The organism is Halorientalis persicus (assembly GCF_900110215.1).
GTDB classification, from domain to species: domain Archaea; phylum Halobacteriota; class Halobacteria; order Halobacteriales; family Haloarculaceae; genus Halorientalis; species Halorientalis persica.
In genome coordinates this window covers 139,525-164,849 of the sequence record NZ_FOCX01000004.1, presented here as the reverse complement: position 1 = coordinate 164,849, position 25,325 = coordinate 139,525, and the positions used below count along the sequence as shown (strand labels likewise).

The 25,325-nt window shown below is 67.3% G+C and carries 20 protein-coding genes, 1 tRNA gene and 1 pseudogene; 3 read left to right on the top strand and 19 right to left on the bottom strand.

The annotated features are described in order from the left end of the window. Nucleotides 1–123: 123 nt before the first annotated feature. Nucleotides 124–630, bottom strand: coding sequence for a DUF7858 family protein (locus tag BMX17_RS06315; RefSeq protein ID WP_092658637.1), 507 nt, complete (start codon nucleotides 628–630; stop codon nucleotides 124–126). Nucleotides 631–816: 186 nt separating this feature from the next. Here BMX17_RS06315 and BMX17_RS06310 point away from each other — a divergent pair, with 186 nt between their 5' ends. After that, a complete protein-coding gene (locus tag BMX17_RS06310; protein WP_092658636.1) occupies nucleotides 817–1,677 on the top strand; it encodes a transcription initiation factor IIB in 861 nt (286 codons plus the stop codon). A gap of 4 nt (nucleotides 1,678–1,681) precedes the next feature. Here the strand turns inward: BMX17_RS06310 and BMX17_RS06305 are convergent, their stop codons facing one another. From BMX17_RS06305 to BMX17_RS06270, 8 genes are all read right to left on the bottom strand, one after another. Further along, nucleotides 1,682–2,416: a DUF8081 domain-containing protein gene (locus BMX17_RS06305; protein ID WP_092658635.1), complete on the bottom strand. Its 735-nt coding sequence runs from the start codon at nucleotides 2,414–2,416 to the stop codon at nucleotides 1,682–1,684. A 27-nt stretch (nucleotides 2,417–2,443) separates the two neighbouring features. Beyond that, nucleotides 2,444–3,127, bottom strand: a complete 684-nt coding sequence (locus tag BMX17_RS06300; protein WP_092658634.1) for a MinD/ParA family ATP-binding protein — start codon at nucleotides 3,125–3,127, stop codon at nucleotides 2,444–2,446. Beyond that, entirely contained in the window at nucleotides 3,124–3,918 is a 795-nt protein-coding gene (locus BMX17_RS06295) for a DUF7857 domain-containing protein (protein WP_092658633.1), read from the bottom strand. The genes BMX17_RS06300 and BMX17_RS06295 overlap by 4 nt, the downstream gene beginning before the upstream one ends. A 31-nt stretch (nucleotides 3,919–3,949) precedes the next feature. Further along, nucleotides 3,950–4,765 (bottom strand): DUF7856 family protein, encoded by an 816-nt coding sequence (locus BMX17_RS06290; protein WP_092658632.1) that lies wholly within the window; start codon nucleotides 4,763–4,765, stop codon nucleotides 3,950–3,952. Next, entirely contained in the window at nucleotides 4,762–5,100 is a 339-nt protein-coding gene (locus tag BMX17_RS06285; protein WP_092658631.1) for a DUF7855 family protein, read from the bottom strand. The genes BMX17_RS06290 and BMX17_RS06285 overlap by 4 nt, the downstream gene beginning before the upstream one ends. A gap of 52 nt (nucleotides 5,101–5,152) precedes the next feature. After that, nucleotides 5,153–5,752 carry a DUF7504 family protein gene (locus BMX17_RS06280; RefSeq protein WP_139203434.1) on the bottom strand — a complete coding sequence of 200 codons (600 nt, stop codon included), beginning with the start codon at nucleotides 5,750–5,752 and terminating at the stop codon, nucleotides 5,153–5,155. Between the two features lie 65 nt (nucleotides 5,753–5,817). After that, entirely contained in the window at nucleotides 5,818–6,123 is a 306-nt protein-coding gene (locus BMX17_RS06275; RefSeq protein WP_092658629.1) for a DUF7854 family protein, read from the bottom strand. Then, nucleotides 6,124–10,137 carry an LAGLIDADG family homing endonuclease gene (locus tag BMX17_RS06270; protein ID WP_092658628.1) on the bottom strand — a complete coding sequence of 1,338 codons (4,014 nt, stop codon included), beginning with the start codon at nucleotides 10,135–10,137 and terminating at the stop codon, nucleotides 6,124–6,126. Between the two features lie 159 nt (nucleotides 10,138–10,296). Between BMX17_RS06270 and BMX17_RS06265 the strand changes: the two genes are divergently transcribed. Then, nucleotides 10,297–11,427 carry a hypothetical protein gene (locus tag BMX17_RS06265; protein ID WP_092658627.1) on the top strand — a complete coding sequence of 377 codons (1,131 nt, stop codon included), beginning with the start codon at nucleotides 10,297–10,299 and terminating at the stop codon, nucleotides 11,425–11,427. On the opposite strand, the pseudogene BMX17_RS06260 reads toward BMX17_RS06265, so the two are convergent. The 4 genes and pseudogenes from BMX17_RS06260 to BMX17_RS06235 form a co-directional block, all read right to left on the bottom strand. Continuing rightward, nucleotides 11,428–11,775 (bottom strand): annotated as a pseudogene (locus tag BMX17_RS06260) (thioredoxin family protein); the annotation flags it as partial. 231 nt (nucleotides 11,776–12,006) lie between these two features. Next, the gene (locus BMX17_RS06250) at nucleotides 12,007–12,810 is read right to left on the bottom strand and encodes a group I intron-associated PD-(D/E)XK endonuclease (RefSeq protein WP_092658624.1); all 804 of its coding nucleotides are present in this window, start codon (nucleotides 12,808–12,810) and stop codon (nucleotides 12,007–12,009) included. 333 nt (nucleotides 12,811–13,143) lie between these two features. Continuing rightward, nucleotides 13,144–13,216, bottom strand: a tRNA-Pro gene (locus BMX17_RS06240). A 65-nt stretch (nucleotides 13,217–13,281) separates the two neighbouring features. Next, complete coding sequence (locus BMX17_RS06235) at nucleotides 13,282–15,153, bottom strand: SLC13 family permease (protein ID WP_092658757.1); 1,872 nt, start codon at nucleotides 15,151–15,153, stop codon at nucleotides 13,282–13,284. 251 nt (nucleotides 15,154–15,404) lie between these two features. On the opposite strand from BMX17_RS06235, the gene BMX17_RS06230 reads away from it, so the two are divergent. Further along, nucleotides 15,405–17,204, top strand: a complete 1,800-nt coding sequence (locus tag BMX17_RS06230; protein WP_092658622.1) for an L-aspartate oxidase — start codon at nucleotides 15,405–15,407, stop codon at nucleotides 17,202–17,204. A gap of 18 nt (nucleotides 17,205–17,222) precedes the next feature. On the opposite strand, the gene BMX17_RS06225 is transcribed toward BMX17_RS06230, so the two are convergent. The 6 genes from BMX17_RS06225 to BMX17_RS06200 form a co-directional block, all read right to left on the bottom strand. Then, nucleotides 17,223–19,343, bottom strand: a complete 2,121-nt coding sequence (locus BMX17_RS06225) for an ICP22 family protein (RefSeq protein WP_092658621.1) — start codon at nucleotides 19,341–19,343, stop codon at nucleotides 17,223–17,225. A gap of 68 nt (nucleotides 19,344–19,411) precedes the next feature. Continuing rightward, complete coding sequence (locus BMX17_RS06220; protein ID WP_092658620.1) at nucleotides 19,412–21,451, bottom strand: DEAD/DEAH box helicase; 2,040 nt, start codon at nucleotides 21,449–21,451, stop codon at nucleotides 19,412–19,414. 55 nt (nucleotides 21,452–21,506) lie between these two features. Next, on the bottom strand, nucleotides 21,507–21,884 hold the full coding sequence (locus BMX17_RS06215; protein WP_092658619.1) for a cupin domain-containing protein: 378 nt from the start codon (nucleotides 21,882–21,884) through the stop codon (nucleotides 21,507–21,509). Nucleotides 21,885–21,933: 49 nt separating this feature from the next. Beyond that, entirely contained in the window at nucleotides 21,934–22,491 is a 558-nt protein-coding gene (locus BMX17_RS06210; RefSeq protein WP_092658618.1) for a metal-dependent hydrolase, read from the bottom strand. A 39-nt stretch (nucleotides 22,492–22,530) separates the two neighbouring features. Then, the gene (locus BMX17_RS06205; RefSeq protein ID WP_092658617.1) at nucleotides 22,531–23,295 is read right to left on the bottom strand and encodes a CDP-alcohol phosphatidyltransferase family protein; all 765 of its coding nucleotides are present in this window, start codon (nucleotides 23,293–23,295) and stop codon (nucleotides 22,531–22,533) included. Beyond that, nucleotides 23,292–25,265, bottom strand: a complete 1,974-nt coding sequence (locus BMX17_RS06200) for an aldo/keto reductase (RefSeq protein WP_092658616.1) — start codon at nucleotides 25,263–25,265, stop codon at nucleotides 23,292–23,294. The genes BMX17_RS06205 and BMX17_RS06200 overlap by 4 nt, the downstream gene beginning before the upstream one ends. Nucleotides 25,266–25,325: the final 60 nt, after the last annotated feature.

Here is a 25,325-nt window from a genome sequence, read left to right as displayed (position 1 = left end):
CCATATGCAAGGCCCGATGTCCCTTAACTGGTCCCCAGAACTCCCACAGTGACGACCGCCCGTCTAGGACTCACGCAGGTCGGCGACGATACTCACTCGCAGTCTCAGCGACGAACGCTTCACCTACGGCTCGCGCAGGTCGCTCACGCTACTCATCGCCTCGTCCAGCGGTTCCTCCCCGCCGAGCCCCCGCGAGAGCGTCGCCGCGACGGCCTCCCGTACCGCCGGAATCGGCTCGTGGGTCTCGACGTACGCCGCCAGCGCGAACGCCCGCTCGCTGGCCCCGGCCAGCTCCATCGCCTCGGTCCGGGACAGTTCCGCGTCCATCCAGTCCCGGACGATCTCACGTCCCGTCGGGCCCAGCGGCGAGACCTGTTCGCCACACAGATGTAACGTCTTCGCGGCCGTCGTCGGCGCGACCTCGGCGACGCTTGCCGCCGTCTCGATAGAGCGGCCCTCGGCGTACACCTCGACGACCGTCGCGGCCACCGCCGGCTCGCAGGGAAGCGCGTCCGCGTGGTCTGCCAGGCGCTCGGCGAGGTCCGCGTCGGTCTCGTCGACGGTCGCCACGCCACGGTCCCGCTGCTCCGTCGTCACCTCCACCCCTGCGGCGATGTCCGACAACCCCATACGCGGCGGTTCCGCTATCTCCCCAATAAATGTTCGTGGACCCGCACGAGGACAGTTCCGCGGGAGCGCCGCTCGCTCGCTCCAAACGTACCGGTTACCGGTACGTTCGTCCGGCCGGTTTCGGGCGTTTCCGGGCCGCTCGGACGGTCTTTAAATAGTGATCCCGGGCCAACCTTCGACTGTAAGATGGCTACGTCAACGCAGTGCTGTCCGGAGTGTGAGGGTAGACTCCGCGAGGGCGAGAGTGAAACGGTGTGTGGAGAGTGTGGCCTCGTCGTCGCGGAAGACAACATCGACCGCGGGCCCGAGTGGCGGAGTTTCGCCGACGACGAGACCGAGAAAGAACGGACCGGTGCGCCGCTGACCCGGTCGCGTCACGACCGCGGTCTCACCACGGAGATCGGCCGGTCGACCCGCCTCAAGGGACGCAAGCGCCGTCGGTTCGCCCGGATGCGCCGCCAGCACAACCGGTCTCGTATCAAGTCCAAGGCAGAGCGCAACCGGGTGTACGCCTTCGGTGAGATCCGCCGGCTCGTCAGCGCGCTCGACCTGACCGACCACGTTCGCGATCAGTCCTGCGTCCTCTTCGAGTCCGCACAGAGCGAAGACCTCCTCCGGGGTCGCTCCATCGAGGGGTTCACCGCGGCCGTCGTCTACGCGACCTGCCGGACCGCCTCGGTCTCGCGGACGCTCGACGAAGTGGTCGACGCCGCCCGCGCCTCCGAGGCCGAACTCACCGCGGCCTACGACGCGCTCAATCGCGAACTGGGCCTTCCGACCGGCCCCATCGATCCCGCGGAGTACCTGCCCCGTTTCGCCAGCCGGCTCGACCTGCCCCAGGCCGTCGAGCGCCGGGCCGACGCGCTCGTCGACACCGCCCGGGAACGCGGGCTGGTCTCGGGTCGGGACCCCTCAGGCGTCGCCGCCGGCTGTCTCTATCTCGCCGCACGGCAGGAAGAGTACGACCTCACACAGGCCGAGGCGGCCGAAACCGCCGACGTGACGCCGGTGACGCTCCGGTCGACCTATCAGGACCTGCGGGAGTGATCGCTCAACCCGGGTCGGCCCAGTCGTCGAGCGACCGCTGGTCCGCATCCGTCGGCGTGTCCCGCGACGTTTCGCCGAACTGCTCGAAGGAGACCTCGTACTCTCGGGGGAGGCCCGAAACGTCGACACGAGCGTAGATCACCGGCGTCTCGCGGGCCGCGTATTCGATCAGTTCCCGCTGGGACCGTTCGAGCGAGCCCCCGCCCGTCTTGATCTCACAGCGGTAGCGTGCCACCGTCCGTCCGGCGACCGCGACCGACAGCGCGCAGTCGGGCCGCCAGCGCCCGGGCGTCCCGGGTTTCGTGACTGCCGGTGGCGACTCGTCCACGTCGATCGACAGCGACGTCTCCGGGTCGAGTTCCAGATCGTGGCGCACGTACAGCGCCAGCGGCCGAGCCGTCCCGTCGCCCGCCGTGAGCAGGGCTTCGCCCAGCGCGCCGTACTGGCTCGCGTCGACACCGAACTGCCAGCCGTCGTCCGGCGCGGCTGCCGGGATCGTCGCCCTGGTCCGACTGCCGGCGACCAGATACGCATCGGCGTCGGTGTCGTCCTGGGGCGCGACTCCCTGGATCCGCACCGGACTCTCCCCGCGTCGCGTCAGCTCGGCCGCGTCCGCACGAGCGTCTCCCTCGCCGCCGTAGGAGAGCCGTTCGCCCGCGGTCGCGACCAGTTCCGCGACCGCGGAGTTCCGGTCGATGGCGGAGGGCTTCACCTCGACCCGGAACTCGTCACCAGCCATGCGTGTGGTCGACACGGCCGTCCCGAATTAAGTTCCCGGATTCGTCGCCGACCGGACGGTCGTCCGCACCCCCTCGGCCAGTGCCTCGATACGCGCCGCAGCGGTACTCTCCGGCGCGGCCTCGACGACTGGCTGTCCCCGGTCCTGCGCGTCGGCAAGGGCCGCCGAGTCCGGGATGGCCGTCACCGGCGCGCCGAGTTCCCGGGCGAGCGCGTCGGCCGTCGTCCGGTCGGTGGCCCGGTTCAGGACGATCCGGGCCAGCCCGGCGTCCAGTTCCCGCGCCAGCGCCCGGGCCCGAACCGCGTCGGCGACTGCCGGCTCGGCCGGCGTCGTCACCAGCACACACGCCTCCGCGACACACAGCCCCAGTCCAACGTCGCCACCCAGCCCGGCCGGACAGTCGACGACCACCCGCCCGTACTCGGCCGCGGCCGACTCGACGGCCGAGACCAGCCGGGTCGGCTCGGCCGCCCGCGCTCCCGCCAGCGACCGCCCGCACGGGAGGATGGCGACGGGCCCATCCTCCCGGACCGCTTCGACCGGATCGGCACGGCCGGCGAGGACGTCGTGGAGGTCCGGCCCGCGGGCGGCCGGCAGGTCGGCCATCCCCAGATCCGCGTCGACGACCACCGCGTCCAGTGCGGCCGCCAGGTTGTACGCCACCGTCGACTTCCCGACGCCGCCTTTCCCACCGGTGACTGCCAGAATCATCGCACCCGATCCAGCCGTTCGACCGGTACCGTCACCGCCTCGGCGCGATCCGCGAGCTCCGACGCCCGGGTCGCCAGTCGAGACAGCCGCTCGGCGTCACAGGAGAGCTGGGCCTCTAGGTCGCGAGCGCCGGCGATGCCGCCGACCGCCTGGAGCGTCTCGGTCGCGTCCGGCACTCGCGTCGCCGCCGAGAGCCGTTCGGCAGTCTCGACGCGAACCGCAACGGCATCCAGCGCCGCCCCGACCGGCTCGTCAGCCGGTTTCGGCTCGACCCTGTCACGGTCCACCCTCGTCCCGTCGCCACCGTCGACCGCCCCCGCGGCTGGCGATGGCTCGGCACCGCCGGACTCTGGGGGGCTCAGTTCGGTATCCCGGGACTCCGACGGCCACCCACTATCGGGCGTCGGCACGGCGTCCCGCGGCGGGCGGGGCGCACCGAGCGCCCTGACGACCCCGTCGGCCGTGGACTCGACGGCCGGCACGGCGACCCGTGGCTCGACACCGCCATCGTCGGCGTCGACGGGGTCGGTCTCGGCGACGGTCAGCGGCGGATCGGCTGGCGGTGCCGGACTCGCGAACCCCAGCGACCGGACCTCGCCGGCCGCCAGGACGCACTCGAACCCGTCCTCGTCCCAGCCGTCGGCGGGCACGCCCTGTCGACGCGGCGGCCAGAGCGGGCCGTCGAGACGACTCCGCAGTCGGACGCGACGACGGTCGTCCGGGTTCTCGACGCGACCGGTCACGAGCGTCACGCCGTTCTCGCGCGACGCGGTACAGGAGAGCGTCACCATGGGACGGGCTGGTCCCGGCTTCGGACTTAAACTACAGGCGAAGGACCGCGGCGTCCAGCCAGTCCGCCGCCGTCGCCGGGTCGGCGAAGCGATCACAGGACAGCACCACCGGCGCGCGCAGGTCGGCAACCCGTGCTACCGCCAGCGCCGCCGTCACGTCCCCGACCTGGAACGGGTCGGTCGGCGTCTCCCACGGCGCGACCGCAACCGCCTCCCGATACTCGTCGGTGAGGCCGTCCGCGAGGGACGCACGGGCCGCCCGCCGGCGGTTCGCCAGTCGGTCTTCCAGTTCCATCCGTCGCTCGCGGGCGTCCCGTGCCGCCCGAGCGGCCTCGGTCGCGGCCTCGTGGTTCTCGCGAGCGGCGATCAGGTCGGTCTTCGCCGCCGTGAACTCCTGTATGGCCGCCGCCAGGTCGGCCTCCACGTCGTCGGTCTCGGCGTCGCGCTCGCGAAGCGCCTGCACCCGCCCGCGCAACTCCGCCACCCGTTCGTCGAGTCGCTCGACGTCGTCGGCCCGGTCGGCGACGGCCGCCCGTTCCGGCCGCGTCGACGCCGTCGGGACCGTCAACTCGGCCAGTTCCGATTCGATCTCCGCGATCCGGTCGGCCTGTGGTGCAGTGTGGCCCCGCGAGCGCGCCGCCGCCGCGAGTGCCGTCCGGATCGAGACGCCGATTTCCGGGTGTACGTCCCCGACCCGCTCGTGTGCGGGACCGGGTTCGGGACACTCGACGGTGACGGCCGTGGCGTCCCTCCGGATGGCCGCGACGGCATCGGCCCGCGAGAGATTCAAGTCGCGTGCGTCGACGACGCGCCCCGCCCGAGCCGTCTCACCGTCGTCGAGTCTCATAGCTCGCGGTCCTTCATCGCCGCCGGGTCGGGATACTCGTCCCCACTCGCGAACTTCGCGTACGGCGTGCTGGCGTGCTCCCGGTCGGCGTAGGCCCGAGCGGCCTCGCGGACGCCATCTGGGACCGTCTCGAACTCGTTGAGCGGTGCCGTCCGTTCGACCTGCACGTCGACACCGTACTCCGCCCGGAGCCTGAGTGCGAGGAAGGCCCCGAACTCGGTCTCCTCGAACAGCGCCGCACGGCCGAGCCGGCGCACGACCGTCTCCTCGTGGGCCTCACACGCGTTCCGGAGCGTCTGCCGGGCCGCCCGGGAGTAGGCGATTACCAACAGCACAGACGAATCGCCACCCCAACACGTCAAAAAAGTATCTGAATCCGCCGATCAGTCACCCGACGAGATTGCGAGTGCGGACGCTCGCGGTCTCGTCTTCGCCGAGTCGAACTTCGGCGTCGAACAGCGACAGCAGTGTGTCGATGGTCTGCTGGTCGTGTGCGTTCGGGTCGATGTGGAAATGGGACGTAGCGCCGACCGAGTACAACTGGCCGGTCAGCGCGTGGAGGAACTCGTAGGCGGTTTCCAGGTCCACGTACTGCAACAGGGCGGTCAGCGAGTCGAAACAGACCGCGATCTGCTCGTCGCGTCCGGAGATGAACTCACTGACCTTGATGCCGATGCCGGTGAGGTCGCTCGCGTTCGAGATCGTCTGGACGGCCTGGGGATCGATGTCGGCGTTCCCGCCGCCACCGCCGACCGTCTCACCGACGACGATCACACCGAAATCCGCCGGGTCCGTATCGTGAACCGACCGCCAGCGGTCGAGACAGGCCCCGGCCGGCTTGGTAAAGGACACCCACAGAACGCTCACCGCCCCGGGATCGTCCTGTGTGAGCAGGTCGACACAGGTCGCGTCGGCCCCGCCGCTCATCGACGGCGCGCCGAACATGACTGTCGTCGCGTCCCCGATTCGCTCGTTGATATCAGACATCTCGGCTGTCACCGGCGCTCTGTCACCCTATTTGGGAGAGTCTGCTAAAACCCTTCGGGTGTTGTCTAGTCGCCCGACTGGCCGGCCCCGACGTCGGCGATTCGGCCCACGTCGACCGCCCCGTCCGACACCCCGTCGAACAGTGAACGTACCCGCTCGCGAGCCTCGGGTTCACCGGTCGCCATCACGACCGCCCCCGCCATCCGTTCGGGACTGGTGACCCGATAGGCCGCCAGCTCACCCTCGAACTCCGTCGCGTACGTCCGCAAGATACCACGCACGTCCCGTTCCAGTCCCTCGAGATCCGTCTCTCCGTCCTCGAACGATTCGAGGGCGTCTTCGAGGTTCCGTAGCGCCGAGATCCGGTCCATCTATGTCGTCCTGAGGTGGTCGTTCCGAGGCTCGTACACCTCGCCTTGCTGTTTGAGCTTGTCGATCTCGTGTTCGGCCTTCGAGCGTTCCATCCCGGCCTCCTCGGCACGTTCGAGTACGCGCTCGACCGGTGCCCCCTCGTCGTACTCGTCTTCGATGTCGCCAATCAGCGTCTTCAGGTTCTTGATCCGGTCGCGCTGGCTCTTGGAGGTCCCCGTCTCGATCACGTCCGCGTCGAGTTCGCCCGTCTCCGGGTCCATCCCGATGTCTTCGAGAGTCCGCTGGACGATCTCGATCACCCGCTGGGCATCGTGGACCTCGACCGTATCGGACAGCCGAATCCGGGCACTCGCCTCAGCCAGTCGCACCAGCGCCTCCAGTTTCCGGGCCGTCACCGGCACCGGCGCGTCCTCGTCGGTCCCCTGGGAGCGCAGGTCGACGTAGAACTCCCGGATCTCGGCTTTGGCCTCCTCGGTCATCGTCGGGAACACGTTCCGCTTGGCGTAGGCCACGTACTTCCGGAGCAACTCGGCGTCGATTTCGGGCGCGACCTCGTCGGTGACCCGCGCGACCTCCTCTTCGGTGTAGTCGGACGCCTGTGTCTCCGTCCGGTGGGTGTTCAGTTCCCCCGCGTAGTTGGTCGTCAGGATGTGTTCCGCGAGGTTGCGGTCGGCCTCCTCGTCGGGCTTGTCCGTCACCGTGAAGATCAGGTCGAACCGGGAGATGAGCGCCGGTTCGAGGTCGATCTGCTCGGCGATGGGCTCGTACTGGTCGAAGCGACCGTACTTCGGGTTGGCCGCGCCGAGGAGTGAGCAGCGACTTTTCAGCGTGGCGTTAATACCAGCCTTAGAGACCGAAATCGACTGCTGCTCTAGCGCCTCATGCATTGCTGAACGGTCTTCTGAGTTGTGAACGACCATCCCATTGGCAACGAAATTATGTGTACCTTCGACGGTCAGATCGTACACTTTTGGTTCTCGATTGGACTCAATGGAGTCGAGTAATTCGGTCGCTTCGTCGTTGATTTGGTCGATTCGATCCTCGACAGTCTGGCGAACATCATCGAACCGATCCGTTTCGACGACTCCGTTGAACCAGCGAGAGATCGTCGATCCGGCGACACCGAGATCGCGTCCAATATCCTGATACGAAATGCCGTACGTATCGAGTGTCGAATCCAAATCGTCCCACGTGTCAGTAGCCGGGTCGGCGGACAGTAGCTGACGAGCGCGCTGTTCAGCAACGTCGGTGTCACAGCCCAGTAGATTTGCGAGTTGCTGTTTCTGAAGAAGGATCTGGTCCTCGTTAGCTTTCGTAGACGAAACAGTCTCGGCCGTCTGGACTTTTCGCCATTTCACGTCGCCATAAACAAGGGATTGCAGTCCGCTCAAATCAGTCTCTGCGACGGCAGTGACAAACTCCGAGAGGCGCTCGCGCACACGTTCCCGAAGTGCCTCATTACTCCCCCACAGTCGTGACACTTGTTGCTGGCTATATCGCGTTCCGTCTGCGATCTGCTGTTGCGAGACGTGATATCGGTCTCGCAGCTCCGTTAGCTGCGACCAGTCGGCGTTTTCGATGCGGTGCCGGTCGGTCTGGGCCTGCTGCTTGCGCTTTCTGAACGCTTCCAGCACCGTCCGGGCCGCACGGATGGAAATGTTGGCATCGCCGTTCTCGAAGTTGCAATAGGTCGAATCGACGAGACCACACTCCGACTGGTGGAGGCGAAGTGATTCTCGTCTCTCCCCAAGCAGATCACCGATATCCGGGACCACATCGAGAATCGTCCGGTCGCCGGAAACGGTCTCGACTACGTCGTCGAGTGCGCGTTGTTTCCTGTCGAGCGTGAAGCCGACGTACTGATCGAACGCAGCCAGCGACTCGGCGTCAGTGATCGCCAGCACGTAGAGGTCCCGCCGCCCGTCCCGCTCGCGTGTCTGAATCTGGCTGGAAATTCCGAACTCCAAGAGAAGATGTTTCGTCCCCATGAGGAGTTCGTAACTGGCCGAGTGGATCCTCACGTTCCTGTCGTCGACCGTTCCCTCGCTATCGGCGAGCGCGCGGACGAATGCAGCCTTTGCAGCCCTCCCGGCCGTGGAAACGCTTTCAGGAAGACGCTTCCCGTCGTACGTTTCAAGATTCATACCGGCGTCGAGTACCGTGTCGGCGTGCTCTTTTCCGGGGACGCGAACCGTCTCGACGCCGTCATCACGCTGTTCACTTACCGGGCGAACCGGCTGTGTGTCGAAGGCGTCGCGGCACGCTCGCTCGAAGTCTACCAGCAGTTCCTCTTCGGCGTTCGTAAACCGAATCCCGTAGACACCCTCGTCTCGGTTATAGTAGACGTTTCCATCGCCGGACAGATAACCGAGAACGGTTGCCAGCGACGTGGAAAGTTGCGACTTCGTATCCACTGTCGGGTCTGCAGCCGTCGCGACGCCACCATCTGTCGCTGTTTCGGATAGCTGGCGTGGGACGTAAACCCAATCGTCCGGTTCGAGTTCTCCCGCTGGCTTCTCGATACGCTCCCCGTCGTCAAAGACGAAGAACGGATGATCCTCGGTCGCAGTCAGTCGCTCCCCGCTCTGGAGCCTCACTTGCGTCAGTTCTTCGGGCGAATCGTACTCGTGAATCGCCGTCACCGGTCGACGGGCTAACTGGCCGTCGTCGGTCATCGTCCAAGCCTGGACGTCGGGGTCTCTGATACTCCGGCCGTTGGGTAGTTCTTCAATCCGACCGTTTTCGGACGCTTCGTTCGCCAATTGGCCGATACGACAGATTCGCCCATCTCCAAGGTGAACTAGCGTGTCGCCGGTCACACAGCGCATCTTGTCCAGTTCGTCCACCGCTGCGATGCCCTGATCGGCGAGAACGAGCGCGCCTGCCTCCAGTGTCCACTGCTGACCGTCACCGAAGTCGTCACGGACGGCCGCCGCAGTGAGCCCCGCCGAGGACGAACCTTTACCTGATGTATAGACAGAACGAGGCGCGATCTCTCGGATGTACTGAAGCATCTGCGATTTGCCCGTACCAGGGTCCCCTATCAGGAGCATGTGCAGGTCGCCCCGAATCCGCGATTCGTCGGGGAGGTGCTTCGTGACGCCGGAGAAGAGCTGGAGGATCATCGCCAGTTTGGCCTGGCGGTAGCCGTAGATCGAGGGGGCGATGGAGTCGACCATCTGCTCGTAGATGTCCTCTTCCTCCGAGAGGGAGACGATCTCCTTTTTGTCCTCGTCGGTGATGTCCATGTCCTCGAACTGCTCGTCTTCGATCTCGACGGCCGAACCGTCCATGTACACGTCGAACATGGCCGATTTCTCCCCCTGGTTGCTCCGTTGATCGAGGTTGAGTTCGCCGCTGACCCGGACGTGGTCGCCGGCAGTCACCCGACCGGTGATGTCGTCTTCGATGTTCACGTCGATGCTCTGGGGCGTCTCGCCGCCCCGGAGCCCTTCGGGACTCTCCTGCACGCGGAGTTTCTGGGCGTCGACGAACTCCGATTGGTCGTAGTTGATGCGGAAGGGACCCTGGCGTTCACAGCCCTGGCACTCGTGGGGTTCCTGAAAGTCGCCGGCGGCCTGGGGGATGCGGGTGAGTGTACCACAGCGCTGGCACTCGAAAGCGGCGGTCGTCACTTTGGGGCGCACGTCGGTGGCTTTCCGGACGATCCCTGTGACGGCGATCAGCTTGCCGCGGTGGTCGGCCCGGATGTCGCGGATGCCGGTCGTCTCGGGCAGATTCTGGACGCGGACGTGGGCCTGCCCGAGTTTCACGTCCACAGGTAAGTCGTAGAGTCGCAGGGCCTCCTCGGCGTAGTCCTGGAACTGGCTGGGGTGGTTGCGGTAGTCGTCGGCCAGGTCGGGATCGAATCGGTAGAGGTCCTGCCAGTCGACGTAGAGAGACTTCTGCTCGTTGGGGTACTTCTGGGCGAGTTCACCGATCTCGTTGCGGTAGTAGTTGCGGTAGAACTCCTCGAAGAGATCGATTACTTCGGTGTCCTCCGCGCGAGCCATCTGTCGTCACCGGGTTGTGCCCACTCGCCTAAGAAGGTTCGCAACGCAGGGTGAAAGTGACCCTCGTCCGGGACAGTCGGATCGCGGGCGTGTCGTACGCTGGCAGTAAAATCGGTCGGATGGACAGAGTTAACACGCCAACCACACATCCACGAACTGATGCGCCGCCGCACCCTCCTCGCGACCGTCAGTGCCGGGCTCGTAACCGGCTGTTCGGAGTCGATCCCGGTTCTCGACGACGACACCCCCGCGAACACCGAGTCCACACCACCGAACGGCGAGTCACCTTCCGAATCACCGCCGACCGAGACGGCCGACGCGACCGCGACGGACACAGAGCCCACCGAAGAACCCACCGAGACCGAGACGCCGAACCGGGCCGAGCGTCAGGGTGCCGAAGTCATCGGAACCGCCCGCGACCATCTCGGGACCGCCTACGAGGCGTACGTCGGCTTCGCCGACGCCGGTGGAACCAGCGGCGGGAGCGAACCGGCCACGCTGCTCGATGTGACCGTCGCGACCGAGGTAACGTTCTCGCGCGTGACCACTCCCGTCGGCAAGGCCCGCAGTACGCTCGCGGAACTCCCGCGTCGGGCGAGCGGTGAGCAGTACGACGCGAGGCGGCGACTCCGTGGCGTCGCGACCCTCCTCGATCAGGGGATTCGCTGCCAGGACGACCTCCGCGAAGCCTACGACGAATTCGAGTTCGTCCTCGGCCGGATCTACGCCGACAACACCGGAACGGTTCCCAACGCCCTCGGCAGAATACGCACCACCCGGTCGGCCGCCGCCGAACACCTCGCCACCATCGAGAGCGAGACGGCAGTCGAGGACGTCGACGCGTTCGACCGGATCGACGCGTCGGCCTACGAGGCGAAAGTCGCCCAGCTCCAGCGTGCCGTCGCGGCCTTCAGGACGCTCCCCGACGCGCTCGCGAACGTCAAGCGCGGGCTCGACGCGTTCAGGAGTGCCGCCCAGAACTACCGAAACGAAGGGTACCTCTCCGCGGAACGAGAGTTCGTGACGGCCGCGGACGCACTGCGTCAGGCCAGCGACACGCTGTCGAATCTCGACGCACCCGAACCGATGGCCGACGACATCACGGATCTTGCCGGCGTCACCGACGCGCTCGCGCTGGCCGCCGTCGACCTCGAAACCGCCGCCGGTGCGGGCTCGCGAGGCGAGCGCGAGAACCGCGAGGCCGCACTCGCCGACGCGAGGGCGCACCTGCGCGAGTCCGAGGTGGCCGTCGAGCGCCTCGAAGTCGTCCAGCGCCTCTTGAACCAGTAGCTACGCCTCGACGAACCCTTCGAGTTCGTCCGCACCCACGAACCCCTCCGCTTTCCGCGCGACGGGCTCGCCGTCCTCGAATAGGACCAGCAACGGGACGCTCTGCACCCGAAACCGGTCGACCAGCGGCGGATCGTCGCGGGGATTCACCAGCCCGACCGGGACATCCGTCGCCCGCGCCACGTTCCCCAGCACCGGCTCCATGCTCTGGCAGATCGTACAGCCATCCGTGTAGAACTCCACCAGCGCGCGGTCGTGGTCGTCCACGAACGCGTCCAGTTCCGCCTCGTTTTCGAGGTTCACGGGCCGGTTCTCTGTTTGCTCGCTCATACGCTCCCGAGGGGTTCGAGCCGTTTAGCCTCGGCGGCCTGCACCTGTCGGCTGCTCTTGACTCGCGCCGGCCGAGCCTCGACGCCACAGTCTCGAAAGGGGAAAGAACTGGAAGCGGCTGGCGTCCCGCTGGATATCCCGGCGATGACGGTACTGGAGTTGTACATCGGGATCGGGAAAGTCGCCAGCACCCACAGGGACGACAACAGGTCGAGGCCATCCTCGGAATGACCGAAATAGCGAGAGAGATCAGGTGAGTTGGTCAACACGAGAACCGAGTTCGTACTCCTCGGCCCAGTTGATTTGAGGGCGATTCTGCACGTCGTCATCGACACGGAGCGAGATTGACTTGTCGAACTCATCCGAAGAAACGAGATAGCAGGTCTTGAGTTCGGCTGCATACACCACAAACCAGTCTAAACGTTCCCTGTCTGTGGAACCGGGATCGAACGTCACACATCCATCTCTCAGCCAACCGGGTGTAACAGTAATCCGCTGGAACTGCTTACCGTCCGATTCGACGATTATATCACACCCGTCGAGGTTCAGTGAACGAGCGACCGAGAGTTCGTGTCTTTTCAGCTCGGCGGCGACCGTATCGACGATTTGGCTTCGCATCGCGCGGTTACAGTCGTCCGATTGCGGCGGCCATCGCTCGTCGAACTCGTACTCCTCGGCCCAGTTGATCGTATGGTGAACCTGCTCCGGTTCCTCGACTCTGAGTTTCATCGAAGAATCGAACTCCCACTCACCGACGACGTGAATCGTCTCCAGTTCCGGGGTGTAGACGAAGAAGTAGTCCACGTCACCGTCGTACTTCTCGTACGAATTCCCCGTCGAATTGGTGTGCTGTGAACGGGTGTGAAAGTCGATTTTGCCGTCAGTTAGCCGACCAGTTTTGATTTGCACCCTGAGAATCCGGTTTTCCGGTGTTTCAACCAGTACATCGTATCGTTCGTTATCACCGACTGGCTTGGAAACTGGAATCGCACGGCGTTTCAGTTCGGCAATGACTGTAGCTTCAGTCGCATCACCCCGTAGGTGCGTCTGCATTTGATATCCCCTCAGTAACCAATCGTTCGCCGCTATTTATAAAGTTGCGTAATGTTGCAACCCCGTCGTCTATTACGATCCGAGAAAATCACTCAGGAAATGTCGCGTGCGTTACTGACAGAAACCGAGCGTAAACGCATCGCTGGCGAAGTGGAGAACGAACAGCGGCGTCACGAATCGATCTCACGAGTTCGGCGGCGAATCAGTGAGGAATTGCCCCGAGATATAGAGATTCTTCGACAGAATCATCCAACGCTGTTCGCCGAACTGGAATCCGTAGTCTGTGACGGCGAGGATTAAAATCAGAGCCTCGTCGATTGAGAGCGACGAAAGTGGGATCGCCCGGATTTGAACCGGGGGTATGGCGTCCCAAACGCCAAAGGTTACCAAGCTACCCCACGATCCCGTAGGTACCAATCGCCGACGGCGAGAGGTAAGCGTTTCGTTGCGGGACTGCTCCGTCCAGCTCGGCTAGAGCCCGAAGAAGAAGGCGATCCCGAGCGTCGTGGCGACGGCGAAGATCACCTGTAGTGGGCCGCCGACGCGGATGTAGTCGGTAAAGCGGTAGCCGCCGGGACCGTAGACGAAGAGGTTGGTCTGGTAGCCGACGGGGGTCATGAAGGCGGTCGAGGCGGCGAAGGTGACCGCGAGGACGAACGAGAAGGCCGAGGCACCCAGTTCGATGGCGACGGTCACCGCGACGGGGACCATGAGGACGACGCTGGCGTTGTTGCTGATGACGTTCGTCAGCAGGGCGGTGACGACGTACATCAGGCCCAGCACGGCGATCGGGGGGAGCGACGCCGCGGCGAGGACGACCAGATCGGCGATCAGGTCAGCGCCGCCGGTCTGTTCCATGGCGATGCCCAGCGGGATGACGCCGGCCAGCAGGAAGATCACGTCCCACTGGACGGCCTCGTACACCTCGGGCGGGCGCAGACAGCCCGTCGCGACCATCGCTAGTGACCCCGCGAGCGCGGCCGTGACGATAGGCAGGAGGCCGATAGCGGCGAGGCCGACGACGGCGGCGACGATCCCCAGCGCGACGGGAATCTTCGACTCCCGGAAGTCGGGGCGTTCGATCTCGCCGGCGACGATGAAGTTGCGGTCCCGGTCGAGTCGCTTCAGCGACTCCGGCGACCCCTGCACGAGCAGTGTGTCGCCGACACGCAGCGACACGTGGTCCATCCGTTTCCGGAACACCTCGCCGCCACGCCGGAGCGCGAGGACTGTCGCGTCGAACTGCTGGCGAAACTCCGAACTCGCGAGTGTCTCGCCGACCAGCCCTGCACCGGGCGCGACGACGACTTCGACGAGGTTCTGGCGCTCGTTCGCGGCCTCCAGTTCGGCCTCGTCCACGTCGACTTCGGGGAGCAGGTCGAACCCCTCGGCGTCGCTGACCTCCACGAGCGTGTCCCGGTCGGTCCGGATCGCGAACACGTCGCCGGCCCGGATGGTCTTCTGCCCGAGCGGTTCGAGGAAGACCTCGTCGTCGCGGATCAACTGGATCAGGTCCACGTCGAAGTCGAACTCCCCCATGGCCCCCCGGACCGTCCGGCCGACGACCGGTGAGTCCTCCCGGACGACGACTTCCGTGAGGTACTCTCCCATCTCGAACTCCTCGGTGAGGTCCTCGTCGGGCTTGATCCGGGCGGGCGTGAGCCACCGGCCGGCGGTCATGAGGTAGGCCGCGCCGACGACGGTCAACACCAACCCGAGTTCGGTGAACTCGAACATCGAGAACGTGTGCAGGTCCAGCGTCGGGTACCGCTCGCCCAGCCGCCCCGCGATCTCCGAGGCCAGGATGTTCGTCGAGGTCCCGATCAACGTGAGCATCCCGCCGAACATCGAGGCGTAGGACAGCGGGAGGAGGAGTTTCGAGGGCGAGGTCTTCCCCTCGTGGGCCAGGTCGGTCACCATCGGCAACAGGATCGCGACCGCAGCGGTGTTGTTGATAAAGCCCGAGATGGGGCTGACGAAGCCGATGGTGGCCCCGAGCTGGCGGGCCTCGCTGTCGCGGGTGATCGCGGCGATCTTGCGGCCGGCGATCTGGATGATGCCCGTCCGCTGGACGCCGGCGCTCAGGATGAACATCGCCAGCACGGTGATCGTCGCCGGATTCGCAAAGCCCGAGATACCGCGTTCGACGGCCGAGATACCGCGTTCGGGATCGCTGAGGACGATCAGCGGATCGGCCAGCAGGCCGAGATCGGCGGCGAGCACCGAGAGCGGTTCGACGAGCAAGAGCGCGACCATCACGCCGATCGCGGTGATGTCGATGGGCACCGGCTCCGTCGCGAACATGACCAGCGCGACGAAGATCAGCGCGAAGACGAACACCATCCCAGGCGTGATCGGCGCGAGTGCCACGCCTGACCTCTCTCGGGCGAGGTTTGAAAAACCAGAGGATGTCGACGAGCGGGAGTGCCGTCCAAATAATAAGTTTCTTTACCGTTCTATCCGGCCTCGAAATTCGGTCGGTGAATCTACCCGATTCCGGCCTTTAGCGCCCTCTCGTGCACACTCATTAGGGTTTCGACGGTGCATACTTGAGCGCAGAGCCCCTAGCATATATCGAGGAAACCATACGAATTATGACTACTATCACACCGGTCGAGACCGACGCGTCCGAGGGCGAGCGCGGGGACTACGAGGAGGTCACGGTCCCGGTGCTGGTAATCGGGGCGGGGGCAGCGGGCGCGCGGGCGGCCATCGCGCTGGCGGACCACGGGATCGAATCGCTCGTGATCGGGAAGCGCGACCACGGTGACGCACACACGGTGTGGGCCGCCGGCGGGATCAACGCCGCGCTCGGGAGTCTCGATCCCGAGGACGACTGGGCGATCCACGCGGCCGACACCATCGACGAGGGCCACCACCTCAACGATCCGACCGCCGTCGAGACGGTGACGCGGGCGATGCCCGACCGGATCCGCGAACTCGACGAGTGGGGGACGGAGTTCGCCCGGACGCCGGACGGAGAGATCGACCAGCGGTACTTCGGCGCGCAGTCGTTCAGACGGACCTGCTTCGTCGGCGACCGGACGGGCGAAGCCATGCTCGACACGCTGGTCGGGCGAGCCCAGGAACTGGAGATCCCCTACCGGGAGAACGTCATGGTCACGAAACTCCTGTCGGACGGCGACCGCGTCTACGGCGCGGCCGGCTACGACATGGAGGACGGCCAGGCGATCCTGTTCCGGGCGAGTCACGTCGTCCTCGCGGCTGGCGGGTTCTCGGCGCTGTGGTCGCGCCACTCCTCCCGCGAGGACGAGAACACGGGCGACGGACCGGCGCTGGCACTGGAGGCCGGCGCGAACCTGCTCGACGTGGAGTTCGTCCAGTTCCACCCGACCGGTATGGTCGCGGACGACGAGTGGGACGACGACTGGAACGGTCGCCTCGTGACGGAAGCGGTCCGCGGCGAGGGCGGCCGCCTCTACAACGCGAACGGCGACCGATTCATGGAGCGGTACTCGCCGGACCAGATGGAACTGGACGCCCGCGACGTGGTGGCTCGCGCCATCCAGGCGGAGGTCGACGCCGGCCGCGGCACGGACAACGGCGGCGTCTACCTCGACATCAGCCACCGCGACCGGTCGTTCCTGCAAGAGCGCCTGCCCCGGATGTACGAGCGGTTCCAGTCGCTGGGCGTCGACCTGGCCGCGGAACCGGTCGAAATCGCCCCGACGGCCCACTACACGATGGGCGGTGTCGACGTCGACTTCAGGACCGGCGAGACGAACGTCGACCGGCTGTACGCGGTGGGCGAGACCACCGCCGGCGTCCACGGTGCCAACCGACTCGGCGGCAACTCGCTGGCCGAGACCGTCGCCCTGGGAAAGATCGTCGGCGATCACGTCGCGACCGAATACGCGCCCCGACGCGTCGACCGCCTGCCCGAACGGGTGCGGGCGACCGCCGAACGGGAGTTCGACCGCCTGGCCGCGCTCGCGGCCGCCGACGGCGACGAAGACCCCCGGGCCCTGATCGAGGAACTGGGCGAGTTGCTCTGGGAGTACGCCGGCATCCGCCGGGACGGGCCCTCGCTCGCCGACGGCCGTGCGGCCCTGGCCGACCTGCGCGAGCGAGCTCGCCACGTCGGCGTCGTGGGCGACCGCACCGGTCGTCCCTTCGAGTTCGCCGTCGACCTGGGCTTCATGCTCACGCTCGCCGACGCGGTCCTCGGGGCCGCCGCCCGCCGGACGGAATCGCGGGGCGCACACTACCGGACCGACTACCCGGAGGTCGACTCGGACTGGCGGCGGAACGTCCTCGTCAGCCTGGACGGCGACGACCTCCGGCTGTCGACCCGAACGCCGGGGACGCCCAGCGAGCGGGTCCAGCGAGCGCTCGACGAGGGCTACGAACTCGACTACCACCACCTCGAATAAGCCGACGATCCGACCGCCTCACGTACCCAGCCGATCCCGGATGGCCGCGTAGGTCGCGGCGAACGAATCGTCGCCCCGGAAACACCCCGCGGCGACCCCGAGCGGGTCCAGCCGCGCGACGCCGTTTGCCCCCTCGACGACGAACTGCAGTCCCGCCTCGCCGTGCTGCCACTCCCCGCCGACAGTTCCCTCGATCACCAGCGCGAAGTAGCCGCCGACCTCGGTCACGCGGTCGATCTGGAACTGCGAGTCCGGATCGTCGAGGTCGAAGTCCGCGAACGTCGCCGCGTCGTACTCCTCGGTGACGAGGCGGTCCAGCCGCTCCAGCGAGTCCGGCGAGAAGTCGAGATCGTAGCCCGGGTACGTCGCCGCGAACGCCTCGGCGTTGTCGTGTAACTCCGCCGGCGTCGGCAGCGTCGGCCCCGACTCGGCCGGCCCGCTGTCGCTGATCTCCGCGGCGAGGGCCTCGCGTTCGGCGTCCCCATCCGGGTCCGACCCGCCGGCTCCGGCGTCAGGCGTGGCCGCCGCGGAATCCTCGTCGTCGGATCCCGGACCGCCGTCGGCCGGTTGCGCGTCTGTCGTCGCCATCGTCTCGGCGGCGTCGGGTCCGTCGGAATCAGTCGCGGCCGCGGTCGTCGCCGTCTCGTCTCCCTCCCCATCTTCGTCCGGACGGTCGACTAGCCCCGCCGCGACCGTCTCTGCGATGGCGGTTTCGAGCGGGGACTTCCCCTCTGGGTCGACCGTGGGCTCGGCATCGGTCGCTTCGTCGGCGGCCTCGGCATCGGCGGTGTCGGCCACCCTGTCCGTTTCCGCGTCGACGCCGCCGTCATCGGCGGCATCGGTTCCGGTGGGTCCGGGTTCCGTCACCCTGTCTGCACCGTCTTCGGTAGCCGTGTCGTCCGCTCCATCGACCACCGACGCGGCCAGCGCATCGGTGTCGTCTCCGTCGTCAGGATCGTCGCCGGTCGGCTCCGTATCCGTCTCGGCCACCACACCGCCGTCGACCGACTGCGCGTCGGCCTCCGCATCGACCGCCTGAGCCGTGTCTGCCGGGTCGTCGGTGGTCTCGGCGTCGGCAGCGGTCGCCGGCGTCGCCGGTTCGGTATCGACATCGGCCTCGTCGTCGGTCTCGCTGTCGGGTTGCACCGCGGTCAGGTCCTCGTCCTCTCGGTTCGTGGCGGCGGGGGTCTCGGCGCTGGGTGTCACGCCCGCGGTTGTCGCTACCGCCGGGACTTCCAGGTTCACCCGGTCGGTCAGCTCGTTGAACCGCGTGGCGAACACCGACGGCCCGGACAGCGAGTCAGCGGCGACCGAGAAGACCGGAACGGGGACCGGCGGTGCACTGGTATTACCTTCGACGGCAACGACGATGTCGTCGTCCCGGCGGGTCCACTCGGCGTCGAGGCTTCGGATCAGCGTCTCGCCGTAGTAGCTGCCGAGTTGCTTGACCAGTTCCGTGTACATCCCCGAGTCCATGTCCTCGCCGCCGAGTTCCGCGTCACGGAAGCGGTCGTCGTCCCACTCGCTGTCGGCGAGTTCGTCCAGTCGAGCCAGCGAGCGCGGCGCGAAGTTCAGGTCGTAGCCGTCCCAGTACGCGGCGAGTTCCTCGGCGTGGGACTCGATGTCGCTCGTGTCGACGGGAGCGGGTCCCGAGTCCTCGGCCTGGTCGTCGTCCTCGGTGAACCGGTCGGCAACCTCGCCGAAGACCGGTTCCTCCGCGAAGGAGTGGCCCGCCAGCTCGAACACGTCGACGGTGGCGCGGTCGCCCTCGTACTCCAGCGAGACGGCCCAGCGCTCGCCGTCTTCTACCCACTCGCCGTCGCGCTGGCGGACGAGTACCTCACCGAGGTAGCTCCCGGCCTGGATGGTGTAGCGGGTGTGAAGGTCGGCGACGGTGTCGTCGCCCTCGTCGTGCATCACGTCGAGTTTCGCGCCCTGCTTGTCGGCGAAGTCGTCGAGTCTGGAGAGCGAGTCGAGCGAGTAGTCCAATTCCTGGGCGTCCCAGTCGGCGACGGCGTCGGCGGCCTTGTTCCGGAACGTCGTCGGCGTCGGGTCCCGGCGCTCGGGCGCGGCCGCGTCGTCGTCCCCCGGCTCGTCGTCCCCCGAGACGAGTCCGCGGACGGAGTCGAAAAGCCCCATACTCCGCTGTCCGGTCGCGGCGCGAATATGTGTTACGGGGGACCGAAACACGTCCGGCAGCGGACCCGTCACTCCTCGTCGCGCAACTCCAGATCCGCGACGATTTTGGCCGGATCGTTCCCCTTCCGAATCCCGTCGAGCATCAGGAAGGCCTGATCGGGCGCGAGGAAGTGCCGGGTCACCGCCCGCCCCAGCGGTGTCGGGGAGAGCCCGTCGATGAACTCGTACTCCAGGAGTTTCCCCAGCGCGTGTTTCGTCGGCACTTCCCCGACCATCCGGTCGTTGAGCCGCTTTGCTCCCTTCCCCGCGACCGTGACGTTCGCCAGGGTCTCCTCGACCGCGGCGCTCTCGTCGTAGCGGGTGATGACCGGCTCCATGTCGCCTTTCAGGAGCTTGAACGCCACCTCGTCCTCGGTCATCTCCATGCTGTTGTGGTAGACGCCGTCGGGTTCGACCAGCATATACACCGTCCCCTCGTCGTGGTAGTCCGGCCGACCCGCCCGGCCGAGCATCTGCTCGAACTCCTGGACGGTGAGCCACTCGATCCCCATGGCCAGCGAGTCGAAGATCACCTGCGAGGCCGGGAAGTCGACCCCAGCCGCCAGCGCCGCGGTCGTCACGACCGCCGCGAGCTCCTGGTCGGCGAACTGTCCCTCGACCTTTTTGCGGCGTTTGTAGTCCAGCCCCGCGTGATAGGGCGCGGAGTCGTACTGCAGTTTCCGGGAGATTTCGTGACAGCGTCGCCGGGAGTTGGTGAAGATGATCGTCTGGCCGCGATACCCCTTCGAGGACTCCTGGTCGAAGGCTCGCTTGACCAGTTTGTCCTCCACGTCGAGTTTCTCGCGCCCGTCCGCGAACGTGAGGTGCCGTTCGATGGGGACCGGTCGCTCCTCGAACTCGATCAACTGGGCGCGGAGCTTCTCGGCCAGCTGACCGGGGTTGCCCACCGTCGCCGAGAGGTAGATGTACTGGGTGTCGGCCGCGCTCTGATGTGTTTCAGTGTAATACTTCAGCCGCGAGATCAGGCCGTCCAGTCGGTGGCCCCGCTCTTCCTCGCCCAGCGTGTGGACCTCGTCGATGACGACGGTGCCGATGTCGCCCAGATCCTTCCCGGTCCGGAGCGCGTGGTCGATGCCTTCGTATGTCCCGACGATGATGTCGGCCTCGGGGGAGAAGCGGTTGCCGTCGTCGTTGATGCGGCTGGCACCCACCCGGATCGTCACGTCGGCGATATCGCCGTACCGTTCCTCGAAGGACTCGTGTTTCTGGTTGGCCAGCGCGACGAGCGGGACGAGAAACAGCATCTTGCCCTCCCCGTTGAGAACGCGGTCGAGACCGGCCATCTCGCCGATCAGGGTCTTCCCGGTCGCAGTGGCGCTGACCACGAGTTGGTCCCGCCCGTTCAGCACGTCGTTCTCGACGGCCAGACTCTGGACCGGGAGCAGGTCGTCGAACCGCCCTTCGAGTTTCGACTGGATGCCCGGGTGCAGGGAAAGCGAGTCGACGGGGACGGGCTCCACGTCGTCGAGCGTCGCGCTGATCTCGTCGAACTTGGTCAGGTCGGGGTCGAGTCGGCCCTCCAGTAGATTGGTGATGCGGTCGAGGTCTTGCACCTCCAGCAGGAGTTCTTCGAGGCGCTCGCGGGCGCTGGCGCTCATCGACCCCTGCATCGTCACCTGCCGGTCGAGTTCTTCTTTCGCGCAGTCGGGACAGATCGCCTCGTCGTCGGCCTCGATGGCCGTCTCACTCGTGATCGGCGAGTAGCGGCCGTCCCGGGCGCAGAACCGACAGGTTCGGACGACCTTCGCGTCCAGTTGATAGCCGTCGAGCATCGCCAGCAATCGCTGGCGGCCAGTTTGAGAGGTCTGCTGTGAGATGCGGATGCGCGAGGCCCGGCGCGCGATGTCGACGAATTCGTCGGGGCTGCGCGGTTCTTCGCTGGTTCCCTCCTTGATCCGGAACCGCCCCGGGCGCGGGCCGGCGTCGGTCTCCTTGAGTTCGAGGACGGCCTGGAACAGCCGCTGGCCGTCCCGCTCGACGACCACCCGGTAGTCGTCGCCGGACTCGTGGAGGAACAGCGTATCGACCTGCGCGACCTGCCGTGACACAGGTCCCGATACTCGGGTGAGGTATTTCAGTCGCTCGGAACCCGAACAGGTCCGGTCAGTCCACGAGTTCGATCTCGTCGTCGCCGTTGGGCACCGCACAGACGAACGCACCCGTCTCGTCGCCGTCGTTGCGATACCAGTGGACGACGCCGGCGGGGATCAACAGCGAATCGCCCGCGGAGACCGCGTACGCCTCGCCGTCGATCCCGACGGTGTACTCCCCCTGCAGGACGTACTGCTCGTGTTCGATCTCGTTGGTATGTTCCGGAATCTCACCGCCCGGCGCGATGGTGAACCGCCGGATCGCGAAGTTCGGCGCACCGTGATCTTCGGTTATCAGGACGCCCTTCTCGACGCCTTCGGCGGCGTCGACGGTCTCGTAGTCGATCTCTGCGGCCCGGCGGATCAGCGGGTCGGGGTCGCTGTCGCTCATAGTATTCGGTACGACCGGCAGTCCCAAATCGCCACTGGTGGCGACGCCCTCACTCGACGATGGGCTCGAAGTACTTCGGGAGCCGCTTGCGCAGGGCGGTGTAGACGCCGGCACCGGCGACGAGCGCCAGCGTCAGCCAGCGGATCGGCCCGGAAAAGACGAGGACGACCGGCACCGCGAACGCGGCCGTGACCAGGAAGTCACGCGGTGCGCCGTCGTAGGGGACGACGTACCGAGCGCGCAACCACCGGCCGGCGGCGTGGCAGTAGACGGCGTTCGGGTTGGTCCGCTCCCAGGGGCGCAGTTCCTCGCCGGCCCCCAGGGCGTCGCTGGCGGAGTGGACGGCCGCCGCGAGGAACGCGACCGCGACCGCGACCGCGAGCGGCGTCGGTGCGGCCAGCGCGAGGCCGGCGGCCAGCGCCGCGGGGACGAACAGGAGCGCGGGCGCGTGCAGCGTCCGACGGTGCTGGCCGACGAACAGGTCCACGTCGGGCGCGGCACCGCCGATTGCGCCACCGATCGCGGCGGCGGTCCCCAGCGACGGCTCGACAGTCGCGACGGCAGCCCCGAGCGCGAGTCCGACCACGACGTGTGTCGGTGCCATCATGGCTGTGCAGTTCGGGCCGGGGTTGGGACGGGGCGAGTATCACTGTTCCGCCGCCTGCGACAGGTAGCCGGCCACGACCAGGTAGTCCCGGGCGAACAGCGCCAGCGACGGGGCCAGCACCACGGCGGCGAGAACCGCGAGTGGGCCAGCCGGAACGAGCGGGACCAGCGCGACGGTGACGAACACCATCTGCAGCCCCGACAGTTGCCGGCGGCGCTCGCTGGGGGGTAACTCGTGGACCGGCTGGCCGCGAACGCGCCGGAGCCCTCGCCCGGCCTTGAACAGGTACCGGGCCGCCGACAGCGACAGGTACCAGACCGGGAGCCGTCCCCAGACGACGGCGACGACCGGGGCGACGAGAAAGCCCAGCGTGTCGAACGCCATGTCGAGCCGTTCGCCCAGCCGCGTCCCCCCGCTCGTCCGGCGGGCGATCCGGCCGTCGAGCCAGTCGAGAGCGACACCGGTGCCGTAACAGAGCCCCGGGAGCCAGGCGACCAGCGCCGTCGGCGACAGGACGGCGAAGCCGGCGACGGCGGCGTAGAGCCACCCCCGGACTAGCGTGACGGCGTCGGCGACCCGCAGGGCCGGCCCCGCGGTCGACACCCGATCACGCCGGGAGTGGTAGAACCAGGCCTCGAAGCCGACGATGGGGATCACGACGAGCGCCCAGGCGGCCGCCCCGGCCGGATCGACCAGCCGTGCGAGCGCGGCCGCGCCGGCCGTCGGCACCAGCACGGTCCCAGACCCGAGGAACAGCCACCGCCGCCGTCGCCGAGTGAGACGTGCGCGTTCGGTCCCGCTCATCGTGAGAACTCCGGATCTTCGAGCGTCGCGATCCGGGCCCGCGCCTCTGGGTCCAGTCGCTCCCCCGCCGCCGCGAGGTTGGCGACGACGTGGGCTTCGTCGTTGCTCGACGGGATCGGGACGACCCCCTCGGTCACGTTCCACGCGATGACGACCGCGGCGGGCGAGAGCCCCCGGTCGGCCGCGATCTCGTCGAGGACCGGTTCGTCGAGGAGGCCGGGAGCCGACAGCGGCGAGTGAGCGATCACGCGGATGCCCCGTTCGTGGCAGAACTCCACGAGTTCCGTCCGGGGCTGGTAGGGATGGCGCTCGACCTGCACGACCGCGGGTTTCACCGAGCCAGCCTCCAGGACGGCCTCGACTTGCTCGCGGGTGACGTTACAGAGCCCGAGCGTCCGCGCCCAGCCCCGGTCGTGGACCGTCTCCAGATTGGCCCAGGAGTCGGCGAGCGACAGCTCCACCGTCTCGATCTCCCCCGTCTCGTCCTCGGGGAAGGCGATGGCTTCCTGCTCGGGGACCGGTTTCTCGGCGAGTCGTTCAAGCGGCCCCTGATACGCCCACGAGTCGGGCCAGTGCAACGCGTAGCAGTCGAAGGTCTCGATCCCGAGTTCCGCGCGGCTCCCGGCACACGCCTCTGCGACGTGGCCGTGGTTCGTGTTCCAGACCTTCCCGAACAGAAACAGGGAATCCCGGTCGGGCGTCCCGGGCGCGGCCAGCAGGTCGCCGATCCGGTGTTCGTTGCCGTACAGTTCGGCGGTGTCGAGCAACCGGTAGCCGGCGTCCAGCGCCGTCGCGATGGACTCGACCCGACCCACGTACTCGTCGCCGCGGTAGCGCGAACAGCCGAAGCCGATGGGCGGGAGGCGGAGCGAGCGGTCGTCCTCGAACGGCGAGCGGGGGCCGTCCTGGCGCGGACGAACGGACGGTTTCGCCGGTCGATCCGCCGCCGTGCCGAAGTCGGGGACCGGGGCAGGATCGGCCCCCGCCGCGACGCGTTCGACGGCATCACAGATCGCGACGACGTGTGCGCCGCGGCGGGCGGTCGCACGGGGTCGTCGCCCGTCGGCCACGGCGGCCGCGAGCCGTTCGACGCCGTCGAGGTAGGTGCCGGCGCGGGTCGGCTGTTGGGCCGGCATGGGGGTGTACTCCCGGCCCTGGCGGCCGAACGAGACCGAATCGACCGCGGCGTCGAGCGTGCCGGCGTCCCGGAGCCGCAGGGAGCCGTCGTCGCCGTGGAGTTCGACGCCGTAGAACTCCCGGCTCCGGTGGGGCGCGTAGAAACTCGCCGTCAGGCGGACGACCGGCCCCGAGGCGAACTCCAGGGTCGCCTCGACGTGGGTCGGGGCCTCGGGAGTCGCGGCCTCGCGGGCCGGCCACACGTCCAGCGCGTCGGCGGCCCGGACCCGTTCGACGGGGCCAAAGAGCGCGACGAGCACGGTGAGCGGGTAGACCGCGCCGTCGTACAGCGGTCCGACCGACAGGAAGCCATCCGGACTCTGGTGCCACTCGGTGACCCGCCCGACGTGCGCGTAGGCGTAGCCCAGCCCGACCCGACCGAGTCGGCCGTCGGCGACGGCGCGGCCGGCGAGTCGCTGGGCCGGGCATCGCGGTGCGACCGGCGCACAGCCCAGCGCGCGGTCGCGGTCGGCGGCCAGCGCGAGCAGATCCGTGGCGGTGTCGGCGTCGAGCGCGAGGGGTTTCTCGCTGTAGACGTGGCGGTCGGCGGCCAGCGCGCGCCGCGTCACGGTCGCGTGTGCGCCGTGACTCGTGAGGTTCACGACCACCGGGGCTCCGCAGGCGGCGAGTGCGTCGTCGATGTCGACGTACGCGGCGGCCTCGTGGCTGGCGGCCAGCGCCTCGGCGCGGTCGGCGTCGGTGTCACAGACGCCCGCCAGGGTGAGCGGGCCGTCCGCGAGCCCGGCCGCGTACCGGTCGGCGACGGCCCCCGCACCCACGAACAGGCAGTTCACAGACCTATACAGGGATTGAACGGCATAAATTCACGGCCGGATCGGCGGCCAAAATTGAAG

Bases quoted from the DNA above. Each gene is read 5' to 3' on its own strand.
- BMX17_RS06205 (WP_092658617.1), bottom strand. From the start codon at position 23,295: ATGAGCGGGACCGAACGCGCACGTCTCACTCGGCGACGGCGGCGGTGG.
- BMX17_RS06305 (WP_092658635.1), bottom strand. From the start codon at position 2,416: ATGGCTGGTGACGAGTTCCGGGTCGAGGTGAAGCCCTCCGCCATCGAC.
- BMX17_RS06250 (WP_092658624.1), bottom strand. From the start codon at position 12,810: ATGCAGACGCACCTACGGGGTGATGCGACTGAAGCTACAGTCATTGCC.
- BMX17_RS06215 (WP_092658619.1), bottom strand. From the start codon at position 21,884: ATGAGCGACAGCGACCCCGACCCGCTGATCCGCCGGGCCGCAGAGATC.
- BMX17_RS06230 (WP_092658622.1), top strand. From the start codon at position 15,405: ATGACTACTATCACACCGGTCGAGACCGACGCGTCCGAGGGCGAGCGC.
- BMX17_RS06310 (WP_092658636.1), top strand. From the start codon at position 817: ATGGCTACGTCAACGCAGTGCTGTCCGGAGTGTGAGGGTAGACTCCGC.
- BMX17_RS06265 (WP_092658627.1), top strand. From the start codon at position 10,297: ATGCGCCGCCGCACCCTCCTCGCGACCGTCAGTGCCGGGCTCGTAACC.
- BMX17_RS06275 (WP_092658629.1), bottom strand. From the start codon at position 6,123: ATGGACCGGATCTCGGCGCTACGGAACCTCGAAGACGCCCTCGAATCG.
- BMX17_RS06210 (WP_092658618.1), bottom strand. From the start codon at position 22,491: ATGATGGCACCGACACACGTCGTGGTCGGACTCGCGCTCGGGGCTGCC.
- BMX17_RS06315 (WP_092658637.1), bottom strand. From the start codon at position 630: ATGGGGTTGTCGGACATCGCCGCAGGGGTGGAGGTGACGACGGAGCAG.
- BMX17_RS06235 (WP_092658757.1), bottom strand. From the start codon at position 15,153: ATGGTGTTCGTCTTCGCGCTGATCTTCGTCGCGCTGGTCATGTTCGCG.
- BMX17_RS06300 (WP_092658634.1), bottom strand. From the start codon at position 3,127: ATGATTCTGGCAGTCACCGGTGGGAAAGGCGGCGTCGGGAAGTCGACG.
- BMX17_RS06280 (WP_139203434.1), bottom strand. From the start codon at position 5,752: ATGTCTGATATCAACGAGCGAATCGGGGACGCGACGACAGTCATGTTC.
- BMX17_RS06295 (WP_092658633.1), bottom strand. From the start codon at position 3,918: ATGGTGACGCTCTCCTGTACCGCGTCGCGCGAGAACGGCGTGACGCTC.
- BMX17_RS06225 (WP_092658621.1), bottom strand. From the start codon at position 19,343: ATGGGGCTTTTCGACTCCGTCCGCGGACTCGTCTCGGGGGACGACGAG.
- BMX17_RS06270 (WP_092658628.1), bottom strand. From the start codon at position 10,137: ATGGCTCGCGCGGAGGACACCGAAGTAATCGATCTCTTCGAGGAGTTC.
- BMX17_RS06290 (WP_092658632.1), bottom strand. From the start codon at position 4,765: ATGAGACTCGACGACGGTGAGACGGCTCGGGCGGGGCGCGTCGTCGAC.